Origin of the sequence: Posidoniimonas polymericola (assembly GCF_007859935.1) — a bacterium.
Classification (GTDB): Bacteria; Planctomycetota; Planctomycetia; order Pirellulales; family Lacipirellulaceae; genus Posidoniimonas; species Posidoniimonas polymericola.
Window position 1 is genome coordinate 227,221 of record NZ_SJPO01000003.1, and the last position, 26,572, is coordinate 253,792.

The 26,572-nt window shown below is 66.4% G+C and carries 24 protein-coding genes; 11 read left to right on the forward strand and 13 right to left on the reverse strand.

All coding sequences use genetic code 11. From position 1 onward, the window contains the following. Positions 1-20: 20 nt before the first annotated feature. The 9 genes from Pla123a_RS07665 to Pla123a_RS07705 all read right to left on the reverse strand — a co-directional run bounded on the left by Pla123a_RS07665 (position 21) and on the right by Pla123a_RS07705 (position 10,924). A complete protein-coding gene (locus tag Pla123a_RS07665; RefSeq protein WP_146585533.1) occupies positions 21-977 on the reverse strand; it encodes a bestrophin family protein in 957 nt (318 codons plus the stop codon). A gap of 278 nt (positions 978-1,255) precedes the next feature. Then, positions 1,256-2,383, reverse strand: coding sequence for a DUF1559 family PulG-like putative transporter (locus tag Pla123a_RS07670; RefSeq protein ID WP_146585534.1), 1,128 nt, complete (start codon positions 2,381-2,383; stop codon positions 1,256-1,258). A 290-nt stretch (positions 2,384-2,673) separates the two neighbouring features. Further along, the gene (locus Pla123a_RS07675) at positions 2,674-3,612 is read right to left on the reverse strand and encodes a hypothetical protein (protein WP_146585536.1); all 939 of its coding nucleotides are present in this window, start codon (positions 3,610-3,612) and stop codon (positions 2,674-2,676) included. Positions 3,613-3,668: 56 nt separating this feature from the next. Continuing rightward, on the reverse strand, positions 3,669-5,600 hold the full coding sequence (locus Pla123a_RS07680) for a hypothetical protein (protein ID WP_146585538.1): 1,932 nt from the start codon (positions 5,598-5,600) through the stop codon (positions 3,669-3,671). Between the two features lie 393 nt (positions 5,601-5,993). Further along, a complete protein-coding gene (gene ruvX / locus Pla123a_RS07685; RefSeq protein WP_146585540.1) occupies positions 5,994-6,518 on the reverse strand; it encodes a Holliday junction resolvase RuvX in 525 nt (174 codons plus the stop codon). Then, positions 6,515-7,597 (reverse strand): mannose-1-phosphate guanylyltransferase, encoded by a 1,083-nt coding sequence (locus tag Pla123a_RS07690; RefSeq protein WP_146585542.1) that lies wholly within the window; start codon positions 7,595-7,597, stop codon positions 6,515-6,517. The genes ruvX and Pla123a_RS07690 overlap by 4 nt, the downstream gene beginning before the upstream one ends. Before the next feature lie 1,378 nt (positions 7,598-8,975). Beyond that, complete coding sequence (locus tag Pla123a_RS07695; protein ID WP_146585544.1) at positions 8,976-9,257, reverse strand: hypothetical protein; 282 nt, start codon at positions 9,255-9,257, stop codon at positions 8,976-8,978. A 324-nt stretch (positions 9,258-9,581) separates the two neighbouring features. Further along, positions 9,582-10,625, reverse strand: coding sequence for a thiamine phosphate synthase (locus Pla123a_RS07700; protein WP_146585546.1), 1,044 nt, complete (start codon positions 10,623-10,625; stop codon positions 9,582-9,584). A gap of 5 nt (positions 10,626-10,630) precedes the next feature. Continuing rightward, positions 10,631-10,924, reverse strand: coding sequence for a hypothetical protein (locus tag Pla123a_RS07705; protein ID WP_146585548.1), 294 nt, complete (start codon positions 10,922-10,924; stop codon positions 10,631-10,633). A gap of 296 nt (positions 10,925-11,220) precedes the next feature. Between Pla123a_RS07705 and Pla123a_RS07710 the strand changes: the two genes are divergently transcribed. The 10 genes from Pla123a_RS07710 (at position 11,221) to Pla123a_RS07755 (ending at position 22,440) form a co-directional block, all read left to right on the forward strand. Next, complete coding sequence (locus tag Pla123a_RS07710) at positions 11,221-11,853, forward strand: tetratricopeptide repeat protein (RefSeq protein ID WP_146585550.1); 633 nt, start codon at positions 11,221-11,223, stop codon at positions 11,851-11,853. Positions 11,854-12,053: 200 nt separating this feature from the next. Next, positions 12,054-14,624, forward strand: coding sequence for an ATP-dependent Clp protease ATP-binding subunit (locus Pla123a_RS07715; protein ID WP_146585552.1), 2,571 nt, complete (start codon positions 12,054-12,056; stop codon positions 14,622-14,624). A gap of 132 nt (positions 14,625-14,756) precedes the next feature. Then, positions 14,757-15,389 (forward strand): hypothetical protein, encoded by a 633-nt coding sequence (locus tag Pla123a_RS07720; protein WP_146585554.1) that lies wholly within the window; start codon positions 14,757-14,759, stop codon positions 15,387-15,389. Further along, positions 15,379-15,699 (forward strand): hypothetical protein, encoded by a 321-nt coding sequence (locus Pla123a_RS07725; protein WP_146585556.1) that lies wholly within the window; start codon positions 15,379-15,381, stop codon positions 15,697-15,699. The genes Pla123a_RS07720 and Pla123a_RS07725 overlap by 11 nt, the downstream gene beginning before the upstream one ends. 147 nt (positions 15,700-15,846) lie before the next feature. Next, entirely contained in the window at positions 15,847-16,710 is an 864-nt protein-coding gene (locus Pla123a_RS07730) for an MlaE family ABC transporter permease (RefSeq protein WP_146585558.1), read from the forward strand. Beyond that, positions 16,710-17,525, forward strand: a complete 816-nt coding sequence (locus Pla123a_RS07735; RefSeq protein WP_146585560.1) for an ABC transporter ATP-binding protein — start codon at positions 16,710-16,712, stop codon at positions 17,523-17,525. Before Pla123a_RS07730 ends, Pla123a_RS07735 begins: the two co-directional genes overlap by 1 nt. Before the next feature lie 73 nt (positions 17,526-17,598). Continuing rightward, positions 17,599-18,711, forward strand: coding sequence for an MlaD family protein (locus Pla123a_RS07740; RefSeq protein WP_146585562.1), 1,113 nt, complete (start codon positions 17,599-17,601; stop codon positions 18,709-18,711). 301 nt (positions 18,712-19,012) lie between these two features. Further along, positions 19,013-20,101, forward strand: a complete 1,089-nt coding sequence (locus Pla123a_RS07745; protein WP_197527779.1) for a YceI family protein — start codon at positions 19,013-19,015, stop codon at positions 20,099-20,101. Between the two features lie 220 nt (positions 20,102-20,321). Beyond that, complete coding sequence (locus tag Pla123a_RS07750; RefSeq protein WP_146585566.1) at positions 20,322-21,242, forward strand: lipoprotein N-acyltransferase Lnb domain-containing protein; 921 nt, start codon at positions 20,322-20,324, stop codon at positions 21,240-21,242. 145 nt (positions 21,243-21,387) lie between these two features. Beyond that, positions 21,388-22,440, forward strand: a complete 1,053-nt coding sequence (locus tag Pla123a_RS07755; protein WP_146585568.1) for a substrate-binding domain-containing protein — start codon at positions 21,388-21,390, stop codon at positions 22,438-22,440. 17 nt (positions 22,441-22,457) lie between these two features. On the opposite strand, the gene Pla123a_RS07760 is transcribed toward Pla123a_RS07755, so the two are convergent. From Pla123a_RS07760 to Pla123a_RS24510, 4 genes are all read right to left on the reverse strand, one after another. After that, positions 22,458-22,778, reverse strand: a complete 321-nt coding sequence (locus tag Pla123a_RS07760; RefSeq protein ID WP_197527780.1) for a polyhydroxyalkanoic acid system family protein — start codon at positions 22,776-22,778, stop codon at positions 22,458-22,460. Positions 22,779-22,885: 107 nt separating this feature from the next. After that, a complete protein-coding gene (locus Pla123a_RS07765) occupies positions 22,886-23,380 on the reverse strand; it encodes a DUF427 domain-containing protein (protein WP_146585572.1) in 495 nt (164 codons plus the stop codon). Between the two features lie 252 nt (positions 23,381-23,632). Then, the gene (locus Pla123a_RS07770; RefSeq protein WP_146585574.1) at positions 23,633-23,848 is read right to left on the reverse strand and encodes a hypothetical protein; all 216 of its coding nucleotides are present in this window, start codon (positions 23,846-23,848) and stop codon (positions 23,633-23,635) included. A gap of 170 nt (positions 23,849-24,018) precedes the next feature. Then, entirely contained in the window at positions 24,019-24,672 is a 654-nt protein-coding gene (locus Pla123a_RS24510; RefSeq protein WP_197527781.1) for a PEGA domain-containing protein, read from the reverse strand. 258 nt (positions 24,673-24,930) lie between these two features. On the opposite strand from Pla123a_RS24510, the gene Pla123a_RS07780 reads away from it, so the two are divergent. Further along, on the forward strand, positions 24,931-26,277 hold the full coding sequence (locus tag Pla123a_RS07780; protein ID WP_146585576.1) for a PP2C family protein-serine/threonine phosphatase: 1,347 nt from the start codon (positions 24,931-24,933) through the stop codon (positions 26,275-26,277). The last annotated feature ends 295 nt before the right edge of the window (positions 26,278-26,572 follow it).

Sequence of the window (26,572 nt, forward strand, 5' to 3'; positions counted from 1 at the left end):
GCAGCCGTCGACCCGCCCGTCTAGAACACCACGCCCTCGACCGGCGGCGGCTTGATCGGCAGGTTCTCGTCGCCGATCATCTCTTTGAGGTTTTCTTCGATGGTCAGGCTGATGGCGGTCAGCGGCGTGTCGTCGGGGCGGTTCTCGAACGGGTCCTCGGTCCGCTCGCCGATCTGGTCGAGCGAGAGGAACACGAAGTTGATCAGCAGCGACAGCGGGATGTTGAACAGCCCGAGGTCCTCGATGAACGCGAACGGCACCAGCGTGCCGTGCAGAAAGACGAACACCCGGGAGAAGAAGCTGTAGGGCCGCGGGAACGGCGTGTTCTTGATCCGTTCGCTCATGCCCTGGTGGTTGTGGAACTCGTTGAGGGTCTCGCCGAGCCGCACGTAGCGGTAGTCCGACAGCCAGCCGCGCTCGTAGCCGTGCTTGAGATCCCGGCCCTGGTTCATCAGCAGATAGTTCGGCGCGTTCCGTTTGTGCACGACCTCGTCGAATTCGTCCTCGGTGAGGAACGGCCTGATCTCGTCGAAGTGGTTGAGGGTCTCGAACAGCTCCTCCTCGATCTCGTTGTAGGGGTGCCGCTCGCGGAGGTTGACCCGCAACGCGTGCACGAAGGCGATGTGGCGGTAGACCAGCGAGCGCTGCCAGTTCCACATCTCCTCGGGCTCGTCGCCGACGGGGTCGACGGCGAGCGTCATCACCTCGCGGCCCCACGCCCGGCTGTAGTTGACCAGCATGCCCCAGATCTTGCGGGCCTCCCACCAGCGGTCGTACGCGCTGTTGTTCTTGAAGCCGAGGAAGATGGCCAGCGCCGTGCTGAGGGTGGCGATCGCGTTGAACGGCACCGTGAGCCGCTCCATGTCAAACTTGTGGTGCAGCACGTAGGCGACTACCGACAGCACCGCGAAGTACAGCATGCTCTTCCACGTGTAGAAGAGGACGTGTCGCCACTTGATGCTCCTGGAAACAATCATTGCGCAGGGGGGCCGTGAGGGGCATGCGGGGGCTGGAAGGGACGCGTCAGCCGTAGCGGGGTAGGGCGGGGCTCGGTAGCGCCGCGTCCTTATCATGTCCGCGGGCAGGGGGCGACGCAACGCCCGTCGCGGCGCGTGCTCGGCGATGCGCGGCAAGCGAAAGGTGCAGAGCCGAGTCGGCTCGCTGACGAGACTGTCCCCCGGCTAGCAGCGTCGTCGAGGCCGGGGCGAGAATCTTGCGGACAGCTCGGTAGGGTGGGTAAGCCCACCGTCGCTGGCTACTCTACGACGACCTCTCCGTCCAAGCGGTTTGCCTGGTAGCGATGCACCAGCGGGTCGATGTCGTAGTTGACGGTCTGGACCGAACCGTCGCAGTAGACCATGTTGAGTCCCCCAGAGTGGGCGCTGCCGAAGGCAACCAGTGCTCGGGTTGGGTCTTCGGCACTGGGGGCGTCTTGAGCGGGCTGCCAAGAGTCTTGAGTGGCGCCGGAGTAAGCCGAAAGAGCGCCAGGCTTATAAGCGACCCGCTGGTTGTCCCACTCGTACCCGCAGTACATCGATTGGTTGTCGCCGTAGCGTCCGTTGTTGGTGACGGTTGTGTTGCCGTCGTGCGCGTCGGTGGGGACGTACTTCTCGCCGATCAGGTAGGTGTTCGAAGTGCCGTCGGACACTTGACGCATTTTGACCTCGCTCCGGAAGCCGATCACACCGGTCTGAAAGTCCTTGTTCTCGCTCCTGCCGCGTGCAGTAACCACGAACTGCTGGGTCGTTTTGGGCCACTGGAAGTCCGCGGCGTCGGCAAGCGAGCCGGGCACAGGCGTGATGTCGTTGCTGCCGAATCCGTCTTGAGCGTGCCGGAAGGAGTCGCCGCTGTTGCCGGCGTAGTCGCCCAACGCGACTGGTTGACCGCTGACGAAGTTGTATTCGGAGGCCCGTGCGCCGGCTTGCGTGCCCATAAAGGTTGTCCGCCGGCTTGGGCAATTGAAGGTGTCGATCGGCGAGGCGATCAGCTGAAGAATGGCCTGTTGCCAATCCCTGCTGCCTACAACTGCATTCCTGCCAAGGTCACGCAGGGAGTTTTCTTCCAGGTAACTAAAGACGCCGTAGTACCAGCTGCCTGGCTGATCCTTGCCGTACCCGCGGGTCGGATCCGGATAGAAGAGTCCGCCCCACCCACCGGAGGGGAAGTAGCCGTGCGTGTCTTCGTGTAGCAGCGAAGCCAAGCCCATCTGCTTGAGCTGGTTCTTGCACTGGGTCCGGCGGGCCGCTTCGCGGGCCGACTGCACGGCCGGCAGCAGCAGAGCGATCAAGATGCCGATGATGGCGATTACCACCAGCAGCTCGACGAGCGTGAAACCCCGGTTGGAGGTGGGGGGGGCCTGTATTGCGTTCGACTGGCGAGGCATAGCGTACGGCCTTCTCTAGCTTCTGTTGGATAGGCGGCTGTGACGCCGCTTTGTCGAAACCGCGCCTGTTCCCGAGTTCTTCAAGCTAAACGCGAAATCGCGAAGGGAGCAAGGCATTGAATTCGTTAGAAAATCTTCCGTTTGCGCAAGGCTCTTGGTCTGCAGTGCGGACTTGCGAACCGCTACGCAACACCGAAGCGTCGCAAACCAGCAGAGTCAAAGTGCCGCGCGGGCGCCTCGTATGCGAAGCGCCCGCGCGGGAAGCAATCGGAAATCTACACCGCGACGCCCTAAACGCGGCGACGCAGCCCAGCCAGGCAGCCGGCAACAGCCAGCAGCAGGCCGGCGGTTGGCTCGGGGATCGCCGAGACAACCACGTTGTCGATCAGGCCAAACGTCAAGTCGGGACGCGACGTGACCGAGCTGAACAGGTCGGCGTAGTACAGGCCGATGTTGCCGTCGCTGGTGTACGGCTCGTCGATCACGATAACCGTCCGGCGGTCGCCATTGGGCTTCTCGAGCACGACCGTCGACAGGCCGTTGTTGGTGTTGACCTCGAAGGTGACCCACTGGAAGCCAGGGCTGCCGGCGACACCCGCCGGGTCGTCGACCTGGAACTGGCCGGCCGGCGGCGAGACGCCGGGCAGGAAGTTGGAGTAGTGCGGATTAAATCCGTTGCGATCGCCCGCGACATACTCGGTCGCGGCGAGGAACGTGCCGTCGGCAAACGCCCGCCAGTCGCTGCCCGAGCCGCCGTCGCCGGTGGCGATGATCTGGGCTCCGGCGCCGATGTCGGCGGACGCGTTGTCGTAGCCGATGCCGCCGCCGATGAATTCGGTGGTGCCGGCCGAGCCGCCATTGATGCGTTCGTCGGCGTCGTAGTTCATCCAGACGTCAAAGCGGAGCTGGTAGTTTCCGCTGAAGCTCTGACCGGTGGGGTACAGGGTGAAGCCGCTGGCGGCGCCGCCGGCCAGGTTGGCCTCGAGCTTCACTCCACTGGTGGCGGTGTCGCCGACCTGGGAGTTGGGCGCCTCGGGGATGAAGTCGGCGCTGTAGTCGTAGCCAAAGGTGACGGCGTAGTCGCCGGCCGAGGCGGCCGAACCAAAGGCGTTGAAGCCCCAGCCCGACGCCGACGCCATCTCATTGCTGTACAACGCGGCCGCGCTGGCCGGCGTCGCAGCAAGGGCCAGCACTAGCAGTGCGAAGCCCTTCAGAAAGTTGCTCGTCATTAGTTCTCTCCCAAAGCATGAAAAACAGAAGTAGTACGCCTGCAAAAGGTGAACGCTTAGCGACGCCGCCTCAGGCCGGGCAGCGTCGCCACTAGGAGCATCGCAATCGCGGTGGGCTCTGGCGTGGTCACGCCGGCGCCGGGGGCCGCGGTCGAGGCGCCGTAGTTGGCGACCCAGATGTTGTAGTCTTCGGAGTCGACCACGCCGCTGCCGTCGCCATCGGCAGAGAGGTCGCCGTCCCGCCAGAGGGTGTAGTCCGCCGCGTCGACAACGCCGTCGCTATTGTAGTCGCCGGCCAGACCTGCGCCCGGATCGACGAGGCTGAACAAGCCGTCCGAGGTCGTGACGGCCAGCGTGTTGCCGCCGGGGCTGAAGACCTGCAGCCGGTGCGAGACCTCGCTCAGGCTGTACACGTTGCCGGCCGCGTCGAGTGACACACGCGCGATGCGGTCGCGGGCCGACTGCCCGGCGATCGTGATCGATTCAAAGTTGGTGATGCGGTCGTCGGAGGTGTCGCCAGGGGTGCCGTTGTCGTCGATCTCGATGACCGGCAGCCCGTCCTCGTCGAGCGGGATGACCAAGATACTGCCAGCGTAATCGCTCTCGGAGCCCAGCACCGGGTTGTCGCCATCCTCCGGGGTGTCGCTTGGCGAGAACTGTTGCCCACGGTGCACGTACATCTTCGTGCCGTCGGGCGAAATGGTGATCGAGCCAACGGCGCGGAAAATGTCCTGGACGCCTTCTCCGCGAGACAAATCTTCCGGGTTTTCCTGGATGTGCGTCGAGTCATTGCCGTCGAGGCCGTTGTCGATCGACCACTGCTTCGACGCCCACTCCACCGTCGGAGTAAGCCCGTCCACACCGTCGGCGGAAACAATAATCAGCCCCGACTCGTTCCCGTGCGTCCGCGACTGGGTCAGGTAGAACTTGTCGAACTGCGGCTCGTAGTGGGCGTCCTTGACAATCCCGTCCAGGTTTCCGTCGTCGTACCAGAGCACCTCGCCCGTATCGAGCGGCGTCGACGCGATCTCTAGCACCGGGTCGCCGGTGTAGCTGGTGGCGTCCTCGACGTCCCACCGCCAGATGCTGTAGCCGTCTTGCGAGCCGCAGGTTGGGCAGGGGTCTACTGGTTCGAATGTGTTGCCGTCGATGTCGAGGTCTTCGTCAATCGCCCAGACCTTCAGGTTCTGACCGACCACGCCGGTCACCGAAGGCTTGGACTGGATCGAGCCATGCAGTTCGGCGCCGCCGTCGGCTAGCGGGAGGCCCGCTTCGCGGTCCCCGGTCTCGTACGCAAGCACCAGGCCTCCATTAACCAGGTCCGGCGACGAGTACTTGATGCCGCCGCTCTCGTTCGAGTAGTCCGACGCGATCAGGTTGCCCGCCTCGTCGAGGGCGATCTGCCACGGCGAAGACCCGCCGTTTTGATCGACCGTCCAATTGCTGGGGACCTTGGCTAGGCTGATATCATCGGGGTCGGTTTGGGCCGCGAAGCCATTGGCCAAGTCGACTCCAATAAGATTCGCCGAAAGCGAGTAGATGCCGTCCCCCATCGAGCGGGGATAGAGCTGCAGCGTTGGCGGGTTTTGAAACACCTGAGGATGAGAGACATACACCGTGCCGAAGTACGGGCTCGACGCGTCCTGGTTGACGACCACACCGGTGGGACGCTGGTAGTAGGTGTGCAGGTTCGACTCGTCGCTCAGCTCGGTCCAACCTTCGGCGGCGTCCTTCGCGACCTGGATCTGGAAGTCGCTGAAGCCGGTCATGTCGAACGTGTGTCGACCGGCGGTTGGGCTGGTCAGAGTGACCGCGTTGCCCGAATCCCGCAGAACGGTGATCGAGTCCGCCGCTTCATTGAGAACGAATTCCCAGGTGTTGCCGCTCGTGTTGATCACCTGAGAAGCGTAGGGGACCGCCAGGGCTGGGGTCGAGGCCCCGAGCAGCAGAAGGATCGCCCCCGCGACCGAACATCTTGCACAAGTCATTAAGTCTTATCCTGGTCAATCAATGATGCCGTCGAGATCATGCCAGGCGGCAAGCCGCAACGCTGGGGTAGATCCCTTCCGCCCATGCTCTGTCCGTACAGGTCCCAAAATAACAACCAATCGCTAGTCGCTGGCACGGATTTGCGTAGCGTTTTCACCGAGTTGCGCACGCCCCTGCATGGGTGCGGAAGCCCGAGGTATGGGTTTGCGATAAACCGCTTTTCCGCCCAGGTCTGCCGCTAGAGATCTCTGCCGGCCACGGAGCCGTGACACGCTCGTATTTGCCCCTGAGAATGAAAACTAACTGTCTCGGCCCCGTGTACGAAGCCGTCGCGTTTGGCCTGCAATGGCGCCAGTGGTGGGGCAAACGGGGGCGCCACGCGGCCGACTCACCTAGCCAATCGACCCCGGGTTGTCGTCGCCGCTTCCGCCCGACTCCAGGTACGCAGTCAGCATGATCTGCGCCGCGAGCGCGTCGAGCCGTGCCTGGCGTTTCTTCTTGGTCAGGTTGGCCGCCTGCAGGATCTCCTCGGCGTGGGCCGAGGTGTAGCGCTCGTCGAAGTAATCGACCGGCACGCCGGTCAATTCGATGAGCCAGCGGCCGAACTGCCGGGCCTCAAGGCTCTTTTGGCTCTCGTCGCCGTTGAGGTGCACTGGCAGCCCCACGACCCACCTCGCCAGCCGCTCTTCGTTAGCGAGCTGCTTGAAGTACTGCGCGTCGAGCCGCTCGCTGCGGCGGTTGTAGTTCTCGTAGGGCGACGCCATCGAGACCTCGAGGTCGCCGATCGCAATGCCGATGCGCACCGTGCCGTAGTCGATCCCCGCGACGCGGTTTGAGTCCGGAAACGGTGGCGCCGGCGGGGAAGGCTCCGCGCCACCCTCTTCCCCTTTCCACTTTCCGCTTTCCCCTTTGCTCACAGATGTTCGCTCCAGCCCCGCGCCTCGAGCTCCTTCACCACCTTGCGGATGCTCTCCTCGTCGTGCTTGCTGGCGACCAGCGTGGCGTCCGCCGTGTGCACGACGATGCAGTCCTTCAGGCCGAGCGTCACGATCAGGTGGTCGTCGCTCGAACGCACGATCGAGCCCTCGGTGTTGAAGCCCAGGTGCTTGCCGACAATCGTGTTGCCGTTCTCGTCCTCGCCCAGCCGCCGGGTGAGCGACTGCCAGCCGCCGAGGTCGTCCCACTCGAAGGGCGCCTCGATCACGGCGACGTCCGTCGCGTGCTCCATCACGGCGTAGTCGATGCTGATCCCCTCGATGGCGGTAAACTCCTGGTCGAACAAGGCGTCGCGGTCGGGCGTGTTCCAGGCGTCGACGATCAGCTCCAGGTGCTCGAGCATCGCCGGCTGCCGCTCACGCAACGCGTCGAGGATAGTCGCCGCCCTCCAGACGAAGATGCCGCTGTTCCAGTAGAAGTCGCCCGACTCGAGGTACTCGGCGGCGGTGTTACCATTAGGCTTCTCGACAAACCGGGCGACCTGGTACGCCGGCGCGCCGGCGGCCTTTAGCGATTCACTCCGCTGGATGTAGCCAAAGATCTCCGCCGGGTAGGTCGGCTTGATGCCGAAGGTCACGATCCGGCCCGGGCTCTCGGCGATCAGCTTGTCGGCCTGCTTTACTGCGGCCTGGAACGCGGCGCTGTCGGGGATGACGTGGTCGGCCGGGCAGACCAGCATCGTGGCGTCGGGGTCGCCGGCGACGCGGGTGACCAGCAGGGCAGCCAGCCCGATGCACGGCGCGGTGTCCCGCTTGCACGGCTCGCCCACCACGGCGCCCTCGGCCAGCTCCGGCAGCTGTTCCCGCACGCCGTCGACCAGCCGCCGGTTGGTGACCACCATCCGCCGCTCGGGCGGGATCAGGTCGCCGAAGCGGCTGCTGGTCTGGCGGATCATGGTCTGGTCACCGACCAGCTTGAGCATCTGCTTGGGGGAGTCCGCACGGCTGGCGGGCCAGAAGCGGGTGCCGGATCCTCCGGCCATGATGATCGCGTGAAGCATGAGAGGGGTAGCTATGAGGGGAGATTGAGAACGAACCAGTAGGATAACAGGCGGCCGATAGCAGCATCAGGTCGGCGGGCCATTAGCCGGCGAGCTACGCCTCGCCGGAAGCCAGCCGGAGCGGTTCTGTCCCGGCGGGTTTTGTCCACCACTATTCCCGGGTTCCTCTGACTACCTCCGCTAGCGAGCTCATTTGAGACGGCTATAGCAGCCTCCAACGCATCCCCGCCGGCGAACCAACCCGCTGGGTTTGGTCCCAAAAATCGAGCGGAGGGGACAAAACCCCCCAGCGCACCTGGCCCTCTCGTGTGTGGCCCCACCAGTTTTGTCCCCGCGCCAACGTTTCCTCGGCTTGGTTGGCGCAGCAACCGCTGGCGGAAGCGAGCAGGCAGCCCGCGAGCACGGACCGTTTCCGCGAGCGCGCAGCCGCCCCCCAAACCGCCGGCTTCCGCCGGTGGCTATTCCCGAGGGGGTCGCCCCCCAAATCGTTTGGTCGAATCTTCTATTGGACCGCGCTCGCTACGCCTTTTCTACAAAGAAACGGAGTACATCGAGCCATCCTATGGCCGCGTGCCGGGGGCGCTCCCGCAGGGAAGCCCCCGACGATGTCCCCTCCGCGGCTGGCTGGCCGTCGGGGGCTTCCGCTACCGCGGAGCGCCCCCGGCACCCGGGCAGGAGGTATCCACCAGCGAGCCCTGCCAGCGTGTGGCAGCGACTTTCGCCCGCGAGGACGTTCGCCAGCCGACAGGTTACGACCGGGCGAAAGTCGGTGTCGCTTGCGACAAGAGGCGAACACGCCGCAAGCGTACTTCGAGGCCGCAATGCCTCCTGTGCTGACGCCCACCGACTGTCGTTCGAATGAGTCCACCTGCTGGCCGGCCGCGGTGCGAACGAAAGTCGCTGCCACACGGCGCGTCGGGCTTGTACTGGGGCGAAGCCAATCTGCCCTAGCCGACGGATTACATCCGTCGGACGACCCCGGTGTTGAGGCGATCCACGAGGCGAACTCCTCCCCGCGGCCTCCGATGGATGTAATCCATCGGCTACTGGGCAGCGTGTCGAGCTCTTTACTGGGGAGCAGCGACCGTCGGCCGACAGCCCTGTTTGTCGGTGGCACTGTCCAGCTTGCTGGCAGTGGGAAGCGGGAGCCGAGTTCGCACCGCCAGACGAGCTGCAGTGGTGCTCGGCGCCACAAGACGCTCAGGAGTTTCACGCCGATGCGTAGTAGAGCCTCGCCATGGCGGCTGAGGTGATGAGCACCGACAGCAGTTTCGGAGCCCGACAAGTCCCCCCGATAACGTAATTCGGCTCAGTTGCCGGCCGCCCGCGGAGAGCGGGCTACAGACCAACAACAACATCATATCGCGGGCGCAGCCGGTCAACTGCAGCCGGTGGTTAGGTGCCTCAGTCGTAGTAAAAGGTATTCGTCGGTCCATTCGTCCAGACCCGCGTTGTAATGCTCGTTGACAAGTTCGTCCATGAACTCTTCAAGTTCGGCGTCTTCAGGCTCTTTATCGAAGCGGATTCGATAAGCCTTGGTTGCCATGTCATGCGTGAGCGTGTCACGCAGCCGCTGTACAACCTCATCGACTTCGGTGGTGTCCGATTCTGAGTCGTCGCGGAAGTCGTAGCTTTCTGGATCGTCTTCGTCGTATGTCATCCCCGGCACCTAACGATAAATGGACAGAAACGAATCTGCCTAAGCCATTATTCAAGCAGCCCAATTGTCGCCGCAAACGCAACCGGCGGCAAGCTTTGCTGCAACGCGAAGCGGGAGTCGTCGAGTTAGGCAGAATCAACGAAGTAGCAGGCGAAAGCGGATCCAGCAGGGTCTGCAGGGCTCCAGCCAACTGCCCGCGGGGGAACTCACCTCTGTCATTTCCGGAACCCCTGAATCTACGCCGGCTTCATCGTCCTGCGTCCATCAAGCGGTCACTGAAAGCGGCAGTCGTGGGGCTGCTACCCTGCTCCCCAACCCAGCGATTCAGTCCCCAGCCACAAGCCCAGCCATCAATCCCCGAGCCGCCGCAGCCGGATCGGCCGCCGCAGTGACCGCCGAGGCGACCGCAATGCGTTTCGCGCCGGTCGCTACGACCTTCGGCAGGTTCTCTACCGTGATTCCCCCAATGGCGAACGTCGGCAGGCTCACCTCCGTGGAGACCTCGCCCAGGTAGTCGAGCCCGGCAAACGACTCGAAGCTCTTCGTCTTCGATTCGAACGTGGGCCCCGCGCCGAGGTAGCTGGCGCCGTCGAGCACGGCTTGTCGGGCCTGCGCTAAGTTGTGGGTCGACACGCCGATCAGGGCTTCGGCGCCGAGGATCCGCCGCGCGTCGGCGACCGTCAGGTCTTCTTGCCCGAGGTGGACGCCGTCGGCCGCGGCGGCGGCGGCGATGTCGGCGCGGTCGTTGATGAGGGCGAGGGTCGGCGTGCCGCGGGTCGCCTGGACGAGCGCGCGGGCCCGGTCGAGCAGCGCGCGGCTTTCGAGTTGCTTGTCGCGCAGCTGCAGCATCCCGACGCCGGCGGCGACCAGTATGTCGACTAAGCGTTTAAACCGTTCGCCGTCCGGCCCGCCGTCGATCAGCACGCAGAGGCGGCAATCGGTCAGCCGCGCGCCGCAGCCGCGGAGCGTGTCGAGCGCCTTCTCCAGGGTGTAGGTGCGGTAGCGGAGCTGCTCGGCGCCGGCGACCAGGCGGCCGTCGATTAGTTTGCCGTACTCCTCGATGCTGCGGAGCGACTGCTCGACCCGCTTTAGGCTGGCGGCGCAGACGTCCCAGGGGGTCGCCCTGGTGCGCTCGGCGTCGGTCGTGATCGTGGCGCCGACATCGCCCGGTGTGTCGCGGGCGGCGTGCAGCCATTCGTGCGGCAGGCAGCTCTGGGCGAGCGCGTTGAGGTCGTGCCGCAGTTGTTTGGCGGATTTCGACAGGTGTCCATCGTCCAGCACGAATCGCGAATAATCCTCTACCACCCGCAGCCCCTCGGCGGCGCGGTTGAGCGAAGCGTCCAAGATCCTCAGCGTGGCGGCGTCCATGTGGGCTACTGCCTGTCGATGAAGTAGGCGGCCACTGCCGCGGCCGAGGCGATCGGCACCAGCAGCAGCTCGATGGCCAGCATCGCCAACAGCTGCCAGGTTTGATTGCCACGCGAGCCGGCCTTGGCCATCGCCCACAGCGTGATCAGGCTGCTGGTGAAGAACGCAATCGGGAGCGAGATCAGCAGCGACTGCCGCAGCGTGAGGCCCAGCCACTGGGTAACCGCGATGCCGGCCACGACGACACTCAGCACCGTGAAGCCGGAGCGGAGCAAGAAACTTGCGGTGCTGGAGTTCATCTAGGGGCTTGGCGGGGTTTAGGGGGTGGCGGCGGTGCGAAGCGATCTCGCCGGGATCGACACCCTCCGTTATCTTCCGCTTGGTTGGCAGCGAAAAGGGCGCGTACCTGCCAAACCGCGTATTTTCTCTCGCCACAGCGTGGTCTGCCCCGCAGCGAAATACGCATTATGCTAACTGCTCTAAACCGTTGTCAGTGCAAGGCTTGCTGGGATTCCCCCGTGTCTGGGAGCCCGGCTGAGGCTCGTTTGGCCCCGCGATTTGCAACGCACGCTACCGCTACTGGGAGTTCGACCACATGAGCAAGCCGTCCCGCCGACGCCGAGCCCACTGGTTGGCCTACCTGTGGCCGGGGCTCCCGCACTTGTGGGTCAGCGGCTCGATGGCCGGCCTGGCTCTAGCGGTAGCCTTTACGGTGCTGCTGAATGTTTTGATACTGGCGACTGTTGTGTGGCCGCAGTGGCTGGCGCCGCGGGTGCAATTGGCGTGCGGCGCCTCGGTGGCACTGCTCTGGGTCGCCGCGTTGATTGAAACCCGTGGCGAGCTAAGACGCTTGGCCATGCAGCGGGAAACGGCGGAGCAGCTTGCCGCCGACCCCGACCTGGAGTCGATCGACCCGGCGGATAACCGACGCTCCGACGCCCTGCTGCGTCTGGCGCAGCGGCACTACCTGCGGGCCGAGTGGTCCGACGCCGAGCGTTCGTTGCGGCAGCTGCTCAAACGAGACCCCGAGGACACCGAAGCGCAGCTGCTGCTGGCCGACACCCACCGCCTGATGGGCCGTCCGGTCGACGCGTTGCGACGGTTACGACGATTAAGCACTAAGGAGCAGGCCGACCGCTGGCGATTTGAGGTCGATCGAGAGATCGCCCGCCTGGAATCAACGGACGAGCCCGCACAACAAGACGAGGCCCCTCGACCGGCCGCATAAATCCCCCAGATTGGCGAGCTCGGATAGCTCTATCGTCTCCAGCCGCCTAGAATTCCGTAGAGCCGAAAAGACAGTCACCTAAAACTAACGCCCATTAGCGACGCCGCCTCGCCGCGTCGCGACCCACGTCGCCCTGCGGGGCAGCCGCCGCCGCCGCCCTCGGCGACGGACCTCGAGAACAGACACAACGGAGAGACGCCATGTACGAACGCTTCACCGATCGCGCCCGCAAGGTGATGCAGCTGGCCAACCAAGAGGCCCAGCGTTTCAATCACGAATACATCGGCACGGAACACGTGCTGCTCGGCCTGATCAAAGAGGGGAGCGGCGTCGCGGCCAACGTGCTGAAGAACCTGGACGTCGACCTCCGCAAGATCCGCCTGGAGGTTGAGAAGCTCGTCCAGAGCGGCCCCGACATGGTCACCATGGGCAAGCTGCCCCAGACCCCCCGGGCGAAGAAGGTCATCGAGTACTCGATGGAAGAGGCCCGCAACCTCAACCACAACTACGTCGGCACCGAGCACATCCTGCTTGGCCTGCTGCGCGAGCAGGAGGGCGTGGCGGCTCAGGTGCTGATGAACCTCGGCCTGAAGCTCGACGAGGTCCGCGAGGAGGTCCTCAACCTGCTCGGCCACGGCATCGAGGGCGGCGAGAGCGAGCGCGGCGGACGCGGCGGAGCCCCCGGCGAGGAAGAGGGCGAAGAGGGCCGCGAGGGCGGCGGCAAGAAGCGCAACAGCCGCACCCCGGCGCTCGACAGCTTCGGCCGCGACCTGACCGAGCTCGCCAAGCAGAGGAAGCTCGACCCGGTGATTGGTCGCGAGAAGGAAATCGAGCGGGCGATCCAGGTGCTCTGCCGCCGGACCAAGAACAACCCCGTGCTGCTCGGCGAGGCGGGCGTCGGCAAGACGGCCATCGTCGAGGGCTTCGCCCAACGCGTGATCGACGGCAACGTGCCGGAGCTGCTGCTCGAGCGCCGCATTGTCGTGCTCGACCTGGCGATGATGGTCGCCGGCACCAAGTACCGCGGCCAGTTCGAAGAGCGCATCAAGGCGGTCATGAACGAGGTCCGCCGGGCGAAGAACACCATCCTGTTTATCGACGAGCTGCACACGCTGGTCGGTGCCGGCGGCGCCGAGGGCGCGATCGACGCGTCCAACGTGCTGAAGCCGGCCCTCGCCCGCGGCGAGATCCAGTGCATCGGCGCCACCACGCTCGACGAGTACCGCAAGTACATCGAGAAGGACTCGGCGCTCGCCCGCCGGTTCCAGGAGGTGATGGTCGAGCCGACCACCCCCGACGACACCAAGGAGATCCTCCGCGGCCTCCGCGACCGCTACGAGGAGCACCACCGCGTCCAGATCACCGACGACGCCGTCGAGTCGGCGGTCGAGCTGTCGGACCGCTACATCACCGGCCGCTGCCTGCCGGACAAGGCGATCGACGTCATCGACGAGGCCGGCGCCCGCGTGCGTCTGAAGTCGATGAGCAAGCCGCCAAACCTGAAGGAGCTGGACGAAGAGGTCGAGCAGCTCAACCGCGACAAGGAAGAGGCGGTCGCCAGCCAGGACTTCGAGAAGGCCGCCGCTCTGCGTGACCAGGCCGACAAGCTCAAGAAGAAGAAGACGCAGATCACCAAGGAGTGGCGCGAGAAGTCGCGCGAGAACGGCGGCGTCGTCGACGAGGACGTCATCGCCGAGGTGGTCAGCAAGATGACCGGCATCCCGCTCACCCGCATGAGCACCGAGGACAGCCTGCGGCTCATGAAGATGGAGGACGAGCTGCACAAGAAGGTCATCAGCCAGCACGAGGCGATCCACGCGATCGCCAAGGCGGTGCGGCGCAGCCGCTCCGGCCTGCAGGACCCGAAGCGGCCGACCGGCACCTTTGTGTTCGCCGGCCCGACCGGCGTCGGCAAGACGCTGTTGGCCAAGGCCCTGGCCGAGTTCATGTTCGGCGATGAGGACGCCCTCATCCAGATCGACATGTCCGAGTACATGGAGAAGCACAACGTCAGCCGCCTGATCGGGGCGCCCCCCGGGTACGTCGGCTACGAGGAAGGGGGTCAGCTCACCGAGCAGATCCGTCGCCGCCCGTACGCGGTCGTGCTGCTCGACGAGATCGAGAAGGCCCACCCCGAGGTCTTCAACATGCTGCTGCAGCTAATGGAGGAGGGTCGCCTGACCGACTCGTTCGGCCGCAGTGTCGACTTCCGGAACACGATCGTCATCATGACGACCAACGCCGGGGCCGAGGCGATCAAGAACGAGTCCGCGTTCGGCTTCCAGAAGCCCGACAACGACGCCAGCTACGACGCCATGAAGACCCGCGTGATGGACGAGATCGAGAAGGTTTTCCGTCCCGAGTTCATCAACCGCGTCAACGATGTCATCGTCTTCCGTCACCTCAACGGCGAGGACCTCAAGGAGGTTGTCGACCTGGAGCTGGCCAAGGTCCGCCACCGCCTGGAGGACAAGGGCCTGACCCTGCAGCTCACCGAAGAGGCGAAGGAGTTCGTCATCAAGAAGGGCTCCAACACCGACTACGGCGCGCGTCCGCTCCGCCGGGCGATCGAGTCGTGCATCGAGGACCCGCTGTCCGAGGAGCTGCTCAAGGGCGAGTTCGTCGGCAAGGACAACATCAAGGTCGAGGTCAAGCTGGTCGGCGACAAAAAGCAGCTGGTCTTCGAGGGCCAGACTACCAAGCACGAGGATGAGGCCGAGCCGGTCGGCGCCGCCGCCGGCGGCGAGGCCGAGGAATCTTCGGAAGAATAGGCCCAAGGCCGACCACTTCACGGCGAACAACACGCCGGGGCGATTGCTCGCCCCGGCGTGTTTCTTTGTATACTCGCAGGGAGAACGCCGGCCGCCGGGGCCGGCGGCCGAGCCTCCTCCGCGGGCGCGTCCATGGCTGAACCGAGCAGTCCCTTCGACGACGCCGACGACGGCCCGGCCGCTCCGCCGGTCAAGCGATGGCGCCGCCCGTGGTGGCGGTGGAACATCGTGACGCTGTTCGTCGCGTTGTTTGTGTACGCCTGGGTGCGTGAGCTGGCGGCCTTCTCGCCCGGCGCCACCTGGATGGGCGTCGTCACGCTGTTCTTCTGCTGGGGGGTCGTCCCGATGCTGTTTGTCGGCACGCCGCTGACCACGTTTGAACCCCCGCCGGACTACAACGCCACAACCGTGCCGGTGCTCGACGAGCCGCACAACGAGTTCCATCAGGCGGCCCGCCGCCGCCCGGGGCCGCGGCCGGGCGACTACCGCGCTGAGCTGATGCTCATCGGGCTCAGGCGGTTCTCGGTGGTGATGATGTTTGCCGGGGTCGTTGGCGGCGCGGCGGCGCTGGCGATGGCGATCATGCAGTACAGCCAGCTGGGACTGGGCCGCTATGGGTATGGCTCCTTCGGCCCTGGGGTGGCGGTGTTCTTCACGTTTGTGGGTGTGCTCGTCACTCCGCTCTCGGTGATCTTGGCCGCCGGCGTCCTCTACACCCTGACCGTCATCGCCGATCGGCTGCGGAAGGAACCGAGTGACCACTGAAGCCGACAAGCCGACCGAGCCGCGGCGACCGTGGTGGTTCACCTCCCGCGGGCTGGTGGTGATCGCCATCGTGTTTGTGCTCGGCGTGCTGGTGGCGGCGCCGCTGCTGTCGCTGGTGACCCACGTCGGCTGGCTGATTGTGTTGCTGGCGCTCACCGGCTGGCTGGTCGTGCCGGACCTGCACTGGGTTTGGCGTGAGCACCCGGAGGTCTTCCGCCGCGTGCTGCGGCTGCTGACCAACGCCCGCACGGTGCGGGTGCTGCTGTACCTGGCGGTCGCTTACGCGTGGGCGTTGGTGCTGTTCAACTGAGGCCGCCAAGGCGGGCCGAGCAGGCGACTGCGTCGCATGCCCTGCTAGCGTTGGTGGGCCCGCAGGGATTTCTCAAGCCGCGCAACCGTCAAAGTCGATAGAGTGTGACGGGCGCCGCTGCGCGCCGCGACTTTACCGGAGCCATGGATGTCGACCGCCGAGAGAGAAGCCGCCGCCCCGCGACCGCCCGGGATCCTCCAGGGCGTGCGTGAGTCGCTGATCGACCTGGGCGACGTCGTGCTGAGCACGATCGAGAGCGTCGGCGACATCGTGCTGTTCGGCGCCCGGACCGTCGGCTGGACGTTCACCCGGCTGCCCAACGCCGAGACCCTGCTGATCAGCCTGTACCAGATCGGCGTGCGGAGCCTGCCGGTGGTCGCCCTGACGGGGACCTTCATCGGCATGGTGCTGGCGGTGCAGGCGTACTACCAGTTCCGCACCTTCGGGATGGAGACGCGCCTCGGCGCGATGATCAACCTGTCGATGTACCGCGAGCTTGGTCCGGTGCTGGCGGCCACGATGCTGGCCGGTCGGATCGGCAGCTCGATCGCGGCGGAGCTCGGCACGATGCGCGTCACCGAGCAGATCGACGCGCTCGAGTCGCTCGGCGCCAACCCGCTGCGGTACCTGGTGGTGCCGCGGCTGCTGGCGTGTCTGCTGATGATCCCCGCGCTCACGATCATGGCGATGCTGATGGGCGTGGCGGGCGGGGCCTACTACTGCATCTACATCTACGACGTCGACTCGTTCTTCTACTTCAACAACGCCAACGAGGCGGCCGGCGCGTGGGACGTCTGGTACGGCGTCATCAAGAGCTTCTTCTTCGGCGGAGCGATCGCCATCATCAGCTGCTACCGCGGCTTCAACTGCGACCCGGGCGCCGAGGGCGTCGGCCGCGCGTCGACCATCGCGTTCGTGCAGTCGTTCGTCGTGATCCTGGTGATGGACCTCGGGTTGAGCATCATGCTCGACAAGGTCTACTTCCTGGTCTGGCCCGAGGAGGCGCTCTGATGGTCGCCCCGGCAGGGCCCGAGCAGGTCCCCAAGATCGCCGCCACGGACGTCACCGTGACCTTCGGCCACCAGACCGTGCTGCGCCACGTGACCGTGGCCGCCGCCCCGGGCGAGACCCTCGCCGTGATCGGCGAGAGCGGCTGCGGCAAGACCGTGCTGCTCAAGACCCTCATCCGGCTGGTCAACCCGACCGACGGGGTCGTGACCTTCGAGGGCGAGCCGATCGCCAAGCTCGGCGAGCGCAAGATCACCCACCTGCGGCGGCGGCTGGGCTTCGTGTTCCAGAACGCCGCGCTGTTCGACAGCATGTCGATCGCGGACAACGTCGCGTTCCCGCTGCGGGACCAGCACCGCATGGACCGCGAGGAGGCCTACGAGCTGGTCGCCGAGCGGCTCGCCGAGGTCGGCCTGCCGGCCAGCGTGATGCTCAAGAAGCCGGCCGAGCTGTCTGGCGGCATGCGCAAACGCGTCGGCCTCGCCCGGGCGCTGGCCAACTCGCCCGAAGTGCTGCTGTACGACGAGCCGACCACGGGCCTCGACCCGATCATGAGTGACGTCATCAACGAGCTGATCCTCCGCACCAAGCACCGCCGCCACGTGACCAGCATCGTCGTGACGCACGACATGCACAGCGCCCGCAAGGTGGCCGACCGGATCGTGATGCTGTACCCGGTCGCCCGGCTGGAGGACGACGAGCCGCAGATCTTGTTCGACGGCACGCCGGACGAGATCATGGAGTGTCAGGACAAACGGGTCGCCCAGTTTGTCCGCGGCGAGGCGGGCGAGCGGCTCGAGGAGATGCAGCGGAACTAGCCGCGCGCCAAACCAATCCAAGAGCCGGCGGCGTCTGCCGCCGGAGCAACCCACCAACGACCAGCGGACTATCATGGACGACCGCCAACTCAAGCTCGGCGTCGGAGCTATCGCCATCGCGACGCCGATCGTGCTGTTTGTGCTCATCGGGCTGAACACGCCGCTGTCGTTCACTTTGGGCGGCGGCCAGCGGACGGTCAAGATCCAGGCGTCACGCGCGCCGGGCGTCGGCCGCAACACGCCGGTCCGCCGCGACGGCGTGCTGATCGGCCGGGTGGAGAGCGTCAAGCCGGTGCTGGGCGGCGTCGAGATCACGGCCAACGTCGCGCCCGACAACCCGGTGCTGGTCAGCGACGACGCGCAGATCCGGCCGAGCTCGCTGTTCGGCGACGCCATCATCGAGTTCACCCAGGACCCGGCCGGCGACCGCACTGCCGTCGGGCCCGACATGGTGATCCGCGCCGAGTCGGCCCCCGACCCGCTCGCCGCGCTCACCGAGCTGCAGGTCGAGGTCGCTCCGGCGATCCAATCGCTTGGCAGGGCGGGGGACTCGGTCTCGCTGCTGGCGGAGCGGATCAACAACGCCCTGGGCGACAACCTCGACGGGCAGCGGCTGGGCGAGCTGATTCTGCACCTCGACCAGGCCGCCACGTCCTTTACGGTGACGATGGACTCGATCAACTCGGTGATCGGCGAGCAGGGATCGCAGCAGCAGCTCCGCAAGGCCATCGCCGACTTCCCCGAGCTGGTCGCCAACCTCCGCAACGCGGCCTCGACCGCCGACCAGGCGTTCCGCTCGCTCGACGGAGCCGTGATCAGCGCCACGGCCAACCTCAAGAACATCGAGAGCCTCACCGAGCCGCTCGGACAGAAGGGCGCCGAGCTGGTGCAGCTCCTGACCAGCAGCCTCGAGAACCTCGACCTGATCCTGGCCGACGCCCGCCGCTTTGCCGCCTCGCTCAACAACGGCCAGGGGAGCCTCGGCCGGATCGTCAACGAGCGGGAGCTGTACGACAACCTCAACACCACCGTGTACAATGCCAACCAGACGATCATCCGCATCAACGAGCTGGCCAAGCAGGTCCGCCCGATCCTGACCGACGTCCGCGTCGTGACCGACAAGGTCGCCCGCGAGCCCGGCCGCATCATCAGCGGCGCCATCAAGCCGGGGCCCGGCATCAAGTAGGCGGCGTCCCCGCCGCAACAACGCCGCCGGTGTGCGAGCCGCGGATTCGCTCAATAGCGGTGCTGGCGTGAGGTTCGGGGAACCCCACCTGATTTTGGGGAGTGTCGGCCGGTGAAACTTGGCTCGCGGGGCCGGGCCGGTACAATAGGTCCGCGGCCCGCCAGACGGCGCCGTCCTCACCCGCTTCCTCCCCAAGCACTCCGCGTGAAAGGCGTCTATGCGCGCTCCCTCCCTGAGACCTGACCGTATCCCATTGCTGGCCACCCCGCTGATTGCCATCCTATTGCAGGCCACCCTGTTGTTGGCGCCTCCCCAACTGGCGTTCGCCCAAGAGTTCAGCAAGCAGGCCGACGCGATCAAGCCGGTCCCGGTCGCCGACGGCGCCGCCCCGATCTCGCCCGCCAACACCCAGATCGAGTTCATCGGCCTGCACGTCGGCGACGACCCGAAGCCGCGGCTCGGCGGGTTCGCGAAGTACTCTGGCGAGCTCGGCGTCGCGGACGGCAAGCTGACGTCTGTCGCGGTGAAGATCGACACCGCTTCGATCTGGACCGAGTTCGACAAGCTCACCCAGCACCTCAACGCGGCCGACTTCTTCAACACGGCCGAGCACCCCGCGGCCGCGTTCGAGAGCACCAAGATCACGCCGGGCAAGAAGCCGGGCACGGTGGACATCTCCGGCGAATTGACCTTCATGGGCGAGACCAAGCCGTTCACGTTCCCCGCCACGGTGAGCGTCTCGGAGAAGGGGATCACGCTGGTGGGCTCGTTTGATTTCAACCGCATAGCCCACGGCATCACGGGGCACGAGAACGGCGTCGAGAAGCTGGTGAAAATCAGCGTCGTGGTCGGGCAGCCGTCGACCCACGGCGCCGACGCCGCAGGCGGCAAGACCGCGGGCGACGACACGGGCAACGGCCGCGCCGCCTCAGGCCTGGCGGTGGGCGAGGAGGTCGAGCCGTGGGAGCCGGTGCACGTCTCTGGCCCTCACAAGGGGACCCAGGCCTGCCCGGTCTGCACCTACATGAAGGCCCCGGCCGTGGTCGCGTTCTGCAGGTCCGGCCCGGAGACCCAGGCGATGATTCAGCAGCTCGAGCAGCTGCTCGCCGACCGGCAGGGCGGCAAGCTGCACGCGTTCGTCGTGCTGCTCGACACGCCGCCGGTGGTCGCCTCGACCATGGCGGACGCCGCGCGGCTGAGGCTGACTTCGGTCTGCTGCCTCGACCCGAAGACCCGCGCTAAGGACCTCGAGAAGTACAAGATCAACCCGGCCGCCGAGAACACGGTGATGGTCTACAAGGACTACAAGGTAGTAGCGAACTACAACAACCTGAACGTCTCCGAGGACCCGGACACATTGGAGCAGGCCGTTGACGGGGCGCTGAACTAGGCGCCCACTGCGGCAACGAACCAGACGACGCCCCGCACCCGGCCTGCCCGTTGCGGGGCGTTTCTCTTGGGTGCTTAACGGCAGATCAGCATCCACAGCCACGCGGGAAACCGGTAGAATCGAGCGAACGCCCCTCGCTCACCACCGGACCGCCCACGCCCACGACATGCCCGCCGCTGACACCGCAGTCCCAGTCGCCGTCGCCCCCGATGCGCAGCCCATGCCCCGGTGGTCGCGCTACGCCGGCCAGGCGATCGCCAACAACGGGCGGCACTCGATCGCGGCGGTCGAGCCGATCGCCGACGACGCGGCGTGCGTCACGTTCGACTACTTCCGCCACGAGGGCGCCGACTGGCGGGCGGTGGCGCCGGTGGCCGGCGTCCGTGACGTGAGCGGGCAGACCTACAACTTCTCGGCCCCCAAGACCCGCAAGGGCGAGAACGGCCCGGAGACCCTGTTCCGCCCCAGCGGCCTGCCGCGGCGGAAGATCCCGATCCTCAACCACGTGCAGTGCCGTTTCCTGTTTGCCGACGACCAGCCGGTGCGGCTGTACCCGAACGGCGGCCCCACCTCCGGCGAGCCGGCCCACACGCTGCACGACATTATCTACTCGGCCGAGGCGACCGGGCCCGAGGGCGTGCTGTTCAACCTGCGGGACGCGGTCATGGGCAACATGGTCTGTGCGCACCGGCTGCTCTCGACGCAGGAGATGGTGTTCGAGCGGGTGGCGGTCGAGGGGCAGTACGTTGTCGAGTCGGCTCCGCTCGCGCTGAAGCCCGACGAGCAGCGGCGGCTGCTGACCAGGGCGCTGCAGCGGAGCAACCGCGCCGGCATGGACGAGCCCTACTACATGCTCCGGCTGTGGGGCACCAACAACTGCACCTCCAACCCGCTCGAGATACTGGACGAGGTCGTCTCGTACGACTGGCTGCACTGGCTCGGCGCGACGCTGTACCGGCTGCCGCTCAGCCCGCGGTTTTACCTGCGTCTGCGGGGGCTCGATTCCGACCCGTCCTTCAGGAAGTTCCTGCGGGTCGAGTTCGCCGACTACTTGAACGACCCCGCCACACGCCGCCGCCGCCGCGACCACGTCAAGCAGGCGATTGCCGACCGCCGCAAGGCGCAGGGACGCGGCCGTTAGACTGCCACCGGTCCCGGCTCGCCTCGGTTGGCGAATCTGGCTTGCGTCCGCTTGGTTGCCGGTCTCCCCGGCGGTATGCTGAGGGGCGTCCGAGAAGGCATTGTCCTCCTCTGCTTTTCTAACTGCTCTTCTGGAGGTCGCTGCGATGTCTGGCAGCCAGCGTTTCTTCGTCTTCGGTCTTCTCGCCCTGATCGCCGCCGGCGTCGTGTGGTTCCGGTCGGAGGTGTACAGCAATCCACAGCCGCTGGTCGAGCACCCCGAGCTAGTGCTAGTTACCGGCGGCAGCAGCCCCTACTGGCAGCTCCTCGCTAAGGGCGCCGTGGCGGCGGCCGACGAGCTGGACGCCGACCTCGAACTCAAAATCCCTGCGGACGATGAGGACGCCAAGCAGCAGACCGAGCTGCTGGTGAAGGTCCACGCCTCGGAGGTCGACGGCGTGGCGATCAGCCCCCTCGAGGCCGAGGGGCAGACCCGCCTGATCAATGATATCGCGGGCCACGCCCTCGTGATCACGGTCGACTCCGACGCGCCGCAGTCCAACCGGATCGGCTTCGTCGGCGCCAGCAACCACGCCGCGGGCATCCAGTGCGCCGAACTCGTTGAGGAGGCCCTCGGCGGGGGCGGCAAGGTCGTCGTGCTGGCGGCCAACATGACCAAGCAGAACATGCTGGAACGGGTCCAGGGAATCAAAGAAAAGGTGGACGGGGACGCGGAAAGCGAAGGGGCCAAGGTCGAGATCGTCGACGTCCTGATCGATGAGGGCGACGCCCAACGCTGCCAAGACCAGTTGATCGCGGCCCTCGAAGCGCACCCCGACCTGGCGGGCGTCGTGGGCCTGAACTCCTACCACGGCGGGCTGATCGCCGAGTGCCTGAAGCAGAAGGAGCTGGACGGCAAGCTCAAGGTCGTCGCGTTCGACGCCCTCGACGAAACCCTCGACGCTATCGAGAGCGGCGTGATCTTTGCGACCGTCGCCCAGGACCCGTACCAGTACGGCTACGAGGCGGTCGCTCGGCTGGTCGCCAACTGCCAACGCAGCGGCATCCAACTGCCGCTAGTGGGCGGCAAGAACACGATGAACATCAGCACCCAGAAGCTGTACGCCAAGGACCTCGAGGAGTACCGCCGACAGTTTGAGAAGCGGATGGGCGCCGCCGAGAGCACCAAAGCAGAGCAGGCGCCAGAAAACAAGGAGTAGCCACCGGGCCGCAGCCGCTACTTCTTCTCCAGCAGCTTGCGGCCGGCGTCGCGGAGCTTGCCGGAGATCCGGTCGGCGAGGGCCGCCAGGATCTCGGGCAGGTCGATCTCCATCCGCACCGCGTCGTCGAGGATCTCGAGCCGGCCGGTCAGCTTCTGGCCGAGCATGCCCGACTCGAAGTGCAGGCAGTCGCCCTCCCAATGCCGCTGCCAAGAGACCATGGAGCCCAAACCGCCGGTCATCTGCTGCTGGAGTTGGCCGAAGCCGTCTTCGATCCGCCGCCGTGCTTCGGCTTGGCCGAGGTTGTGCGGCACACTGACAGTGACGGGACGGGGCACGCGGTTCTCCTCGAGCTGCTCCCGACGCGAATCGGGACGATGGCGGTGGCGACGGCGGTTGCGTCGGCAAAGCATCGTACGCAGCACGAACCGCCGCGGCCAGCCAGCTACCAGCCCATCGAACCGGGGCCTCCCTTGAACGGGCCCGCGACGCTGCTCGTGATCCAGCCGCCGTAGAAGCCACCTGGCTGGGGAGTGACTCGTTCATCGTCGACGTAGCAGGCGTCCATCTTGCCGGGGTAGATCGCCACGAACCCCGCAATCGGTGCGAAGCGGGCGGTGGGGTCGTCGTAGCCCCACGCCGCCTTCTCTGCGACCAGGTCGCCCACCCGGATGTCGAAGTACCGGGCGGCGCCCTTCCACTCGCAGAACGAACCGCCCCCGGCCGGGCCGAGGTGCTGAGAGAATTCCTCGGTTATCGGCAGGTAGTAGACCGGCGGGTGCGACGTCTCGAGGACACGATAGCCGTCCGTGGTGTCGGCAATCGTCTGGCCGGCGAAGACCACACGCAGCCGGGCGTGACATCGCTCGATCGCCGGGGGACGGGGATAATCCCACACCGATTCTTGCCCTGGCTTGGGGGGGACCGGCTTGGGGTGCATACACTCATCTCCATGGGGAGGGTTGCCGTGGCGATCGTCAAATCATGGGACGAACAGGCGCCGTTAGCCATCCAAGCCGCAGGTACAGACCGATACCAGGCGGCACGAGGCGCGACATCGCCTCGCTGCGGCGTAGGGGTCCGAAGAGGTGCAGTCCGCTTCTCAACGGCGCCGCTAAGGTGAGCGCGGATCCCTCCGCGTGAATCGCTACTGGGTGACCGTCGACCGTCGCGGACAGGTCGCCGGCCATCGTCAGTTTGGGGACGACGAACCGTCGCTAGTGGTGACGGTGAGGCCGCCGTTCAGCACCCACTCGGCGTGCTGGGCTTCGTCGCCGGTGCCCGACGGCACCCGCAGGTGCATGTTGTCGAAGCGGTAGCTGATTTCTGCCTGGCGACCAGTCAGGCGGTCGAACAGACCGACCGCCAGGTCGGGCCAGTTGTTGGTGTGCTGTGTGGGATTGCTCATCGCGAGGCCTTTCAAACTTGCGGGAACGTGACCTTGGACCTACTAGGCAAACTCTAGGCGGTTCGACCCCGGCGCCAACTGCGGGGCGGCAGAGAATTCCACTCGGCGCGATCCTGGCTAGGTCCGGCCCGGCGGCTAGCAGCGTCACCCGCCGGAAAGCCCAACCCGACTCAGAACGCCGGCGGTGGGAACGCCGGGGTGGTCGACGCGGGCGGGGCAGGGCCGGGTTGCACGAAGCCCGGCTGCGGCACATTGGCCGGCGGAACCGTGCCGGGGTACACCGACCCGGGGGCGCCGGCCGGGGGGCCGATGACCGTCGACGGTCCAGCTGAAGGGTAAGACGTCGAGCCGGCGAACGGATCGACCGGCGCGCCGAGGATCGCCCCGGTCGGGACGATCGGCTGGTTGGCCTGCGCCCGGAGTTGTTGGCCGCGGGCCTTGAGTTCTTCGCTGGGGATCATCCGCTGCGGCGACATCGTCAGGCTCACAACCCGGTCGTCGCGGATCCGCCAGGGGACCAGGTTCTCGCTCACAAAGTCGACGCCGGGGGTCTCGTACCACGGCGTGGGGATCGGCTGATTGACGGTCAGGGTCTCGTAGCCCGCCTTCACGACGCGGAGCTCGCGGGTGCCGTAGTAAGTAAAGTCGACGCCGCAGGGCGTGGTGCCGATCTGCTGGTTGTCGACGTACAGCAGTGCCCCGGGCGGGTTGGTGCGGACCATCAGCCGCCGGCGGACGCAGCCGCTCGACAGCAGCGCAGCCGCGACCAGCAGCACCAACGTGGTGCGTTGGCCGAGGGCATGGCGGTGGGACAGTAGGGGCATCATCGGACCTCGCGACGCGCGACCATTCGCGACATCGAACGCAGGATTCGGGCAATTCGAGCGGCGGAGTATAGGGGCCCCTGCCGCCCGGGGCCAGACCGCCTCGGCACTGCGCAGACAGCTGCCCGGGCTGCTAGCGGCAAGACTTTCGACCGCCATCGAGCCGGTTGTTGTTCAATCGGGTAGCAGCAGGATAGAATGGGCGGATCGCCCCAATCCAAGCCCGCCTAGCTTTCCTGCCTAGCCTTTCTCCTTGCTATGCCCAACCCGTCCTGCACGAACTACCGTATCGAGTATGCGGTGAAGTCGGACGTCGGGATGCGGCGGGCCAATAATCAGGACGCGGTGCTGGCGCTGGCCGACACGGACCAGACCGAGGGCCGTGGCAGCCTGTTCATCGTGGCCGACGGCATGGGCGCCCACGCCGCCGGCGAGCTCGCCAGCGAGTTGGCGGTCAAGAACGTGCCGCACGAGTACAAGATGCTCCGCGACCAGCCGGCGCCCGCCGCGCTGCGTCAGGCGGTGCAGAAGGCCAACGGGCTGATCCATGCCAAGGGGCAGAGCAGTTCTGAGTTCCAGGGCATGGGCACCACCTGCGCGAGCCTTGTGGTGCTGGGCGACGCGGCGCTGATCGCCCACGTCGGCGACAGCCGCGTGTACCGCATCCGCGAGCTGGAGCTCGAGCAGCTCACCTTCGACCACAGCCTGGTGTGGGAGCTGGCCGAGGCGAGCCACACCACCGAGGACAAGATCCCGGCCTGCATCCCCAAGAACGTCATCACGCGTTCGCTCGGACCGCACCCGGTTGTGAACGTCGACCTCGAGGGACCGTTCGACCTCAAGCCGGGCGACGTCTACCTGCTGTGCAGCGACGGCCTGACCGGCGTGGTCGGCGACGAGCTGATCGGCGGCGTGCTGACCGCGATGGCGCCAGAGGAGGCCGCCCAGACGCTGGTCGACCTGGCCAACCTGCGGGGCGGGCCGGATAACATCTCGGTGATCGTGGTCCGCGTTGGCGAGAGCGACCAGCCGGCCGGGGACGACGACCCAGAGCAGCCGACCGCGCACGCGTGCCGCGGGGCCGCCGCCTACCGCACCGACCCGGTCCGCTGGCTGGCGATGGCCGCGACCGCGGTCTGCCTGGCGGTGGTGATCTGGTGCATCCGCGAGCAGCAGACCTGGGGCGCCGTGGCCGCGGCCATCGGGCTCGGCGGCGCCGCCGTCCGGGCGCTAGGCCGCTCGGGCCACCCCCGCCAGGCCGCGAGCTTCGAAACGCTGGGCGGCCCCTACGGCAGCGCCCCGTACCGCAACTGCGACTGCCACAGCGGCGAGCGCATCACGCAGCACCTCCGCGACGTCGTGGACGAGCTGTCGCGGATCCGGTCGGGCGATTCCCCGCGGACCAAGTCGACCAACGGCGCCGAGAAGATCGACTGGTCGTCGTTTGACGCCCGCTGCGAGCAGGCCGCCGGGTGCGGCGACTGGCGCGAGACGGTATCGCATTACGGCGCCGCCATCCGGAACCTGATGAGCCAGGTCCGGGAGACGCCCGAGGCGGCGAACGCGGCGATCGGCGCGCCGTCGCGTAACAGCGCGATCGGCTGAGGCCCAGCACCCGCTCGGCTGACGTCTGCCGTGACGACTCCGCGCCGCCGGACGCGTTCCTGGCCGAGGCGGGCTTCCCCGCCGACAAGCTGCCGGGATGAACCCTGCGGGCGACACTGTTGCCCGCCTGCCACACCCCGCGGGCGAAGCGTTTCGGCCCCGCCACACCCTGGCCGAACCACGTTGAGATTCTGCCACGCTACGCCGGGCCGGTGCGGCGGTGTCGGCAAGCGGCTGCGGCGGCGGCGTGGTTTCTTTCTGTACGCGGCGGTGTCGGCGGAATCCTGACCTAGAG

Coding starts and splice junctions, on each gene's coding strand:
- Pla123a_RS07740 (WP_146585562.1), top strand. CDS start 17,599: ATGGACGACCGCCAACTCAAGCTCGGCGTCGGAGCTATCGCCATCGCG.
- Pla123a_RS07690 (WP_146585542.1), bottom strand. CDS start 7,597: ATGCTTCACGCGATCATCATGGCCGGAGGATCCGGCACCCGCTTCTGG.
- Pla123a_RS07670 (WP_146585534.1), bottom strand. CDS start 2,383: ATGCCTCGCCAGTCGAACGCAATACAGGCCCCCCCCACCTCCAACCGG.
- Pla123a_RS07665 (WP_146585533.1), bottom strand. CDS start 977: ATGATTGTTTCCAGGAGCATCAAGTGGCGACACGTCCTCTTCTACACG.
- Pla123a_RS07730 (WP_146585558.1), top strand. CDS start 15,847: ATGTCGACCGCCGAGAGAGAAGCCGCCGCCCCGCGACCGCCCGGGATC.
- Pla123a_RS07700 (WP_146585546.1), bottom strand. CDS start 10,625: ATGGACGCCGCCACGCTGAGGATCTTGGACGCTTCGCTCAACCGCGCC.
- Pla123a_RS07720 (WP_146585554.1), top strand. CDS start 14,757: ATGGCTGAACCGAGCAGTCCCTTCGACGACGCCGACGACGGCCCGGCC.
- Pla123a_RS07765 (WP_146585572.1), bottom strand. CDS start 23,380: ATGCACCCCAAGCCGGTCCCCCCCAAGCCAGGGCAAGAATCGGTGTGG.
- Pla123a_RS07755 (WP_146585568.1), top strand. CDS start 21,388: ATGTCTGGCAGCCAGCGTTTCTTCGTCTTCGGTCTTCTCGCCCTGATC.
- Pla123a_RS07735 (WP_146585560.1), top strand. CDS start 16,710: ATGGTCGCCCCGGCAGGGCCCGAGCAGGTCCCCAAGATCGCCGCCACG.
- Pla123a_RS07715 (WP_146585552.1), top strand. CDS start 12,054: ATGTACGAACGCTTCACCGATCGCGCCCGCAAGGTGATGCAGCTGGCC.
- Pla123a_RS07675 (WP_146585536.1), bottom strand. CDS start 3,612: ATGACGAGCAACTTTCTGAAGGGCTTCGCACTGCTAGTGCTGGCCCTT.
- Pla123a_RS07695 (WP_146585544.1), bottom strand. CDS start 9,257: ATGACATACGACGAAGACGATCCAGAAAGCTACGACTTCCGCGACGAC.
- Pla123a_RS07780 (WP_146585576.1), top strand. CDS start 24,931: ATGCCCAACCCGTCCTGCACGAACTACCGTATCGAGTATGCGGTGAAG.
- Pla123a_RS07750 (WP_146585566.1), top strand. CDS start 20,322: ATGCCCCGGTGGTCGCGCTACGCCGGCCAGGCGATCGCCAACAACGGG.
- Pla123a_RS07705 (WP_146585548.1), bottom strand. CDS start 10,924: ATGAACTCCAGCACCGCAAGTTTCTTGCTCCGCTCCGGCTTCACGGTG.
- Pla123a_RS24510 (WP_197527781.1), bottom strand. CDS start 24,672: ATGCCCCTACTGTCCCACCGCCATGCCCTCGGCCAACGCACCACGTTG.
- Pla123a_RS07680 (WP_146585538.1), bottom strand. CDS start 5,600: ATGACTTGTGCAAGATGTTCGGTCGCGGGGGCGATCCTTCTGCTGCTC.
- Pla123a_RS07770 (WP_146585574.1), bottom strand. CDS start 23,848: ATGAGCAATCCCACACAGCACACCAACAACTGGCCCGACCTGGCGGTC.
- Pla123a_RS07710 (WP_146585550.1), top strand. CDS start 11,221: ATGAGCAAGCCGTCCCGCCGACGCCGAGCCCACTGGTTGGCCTACCTG.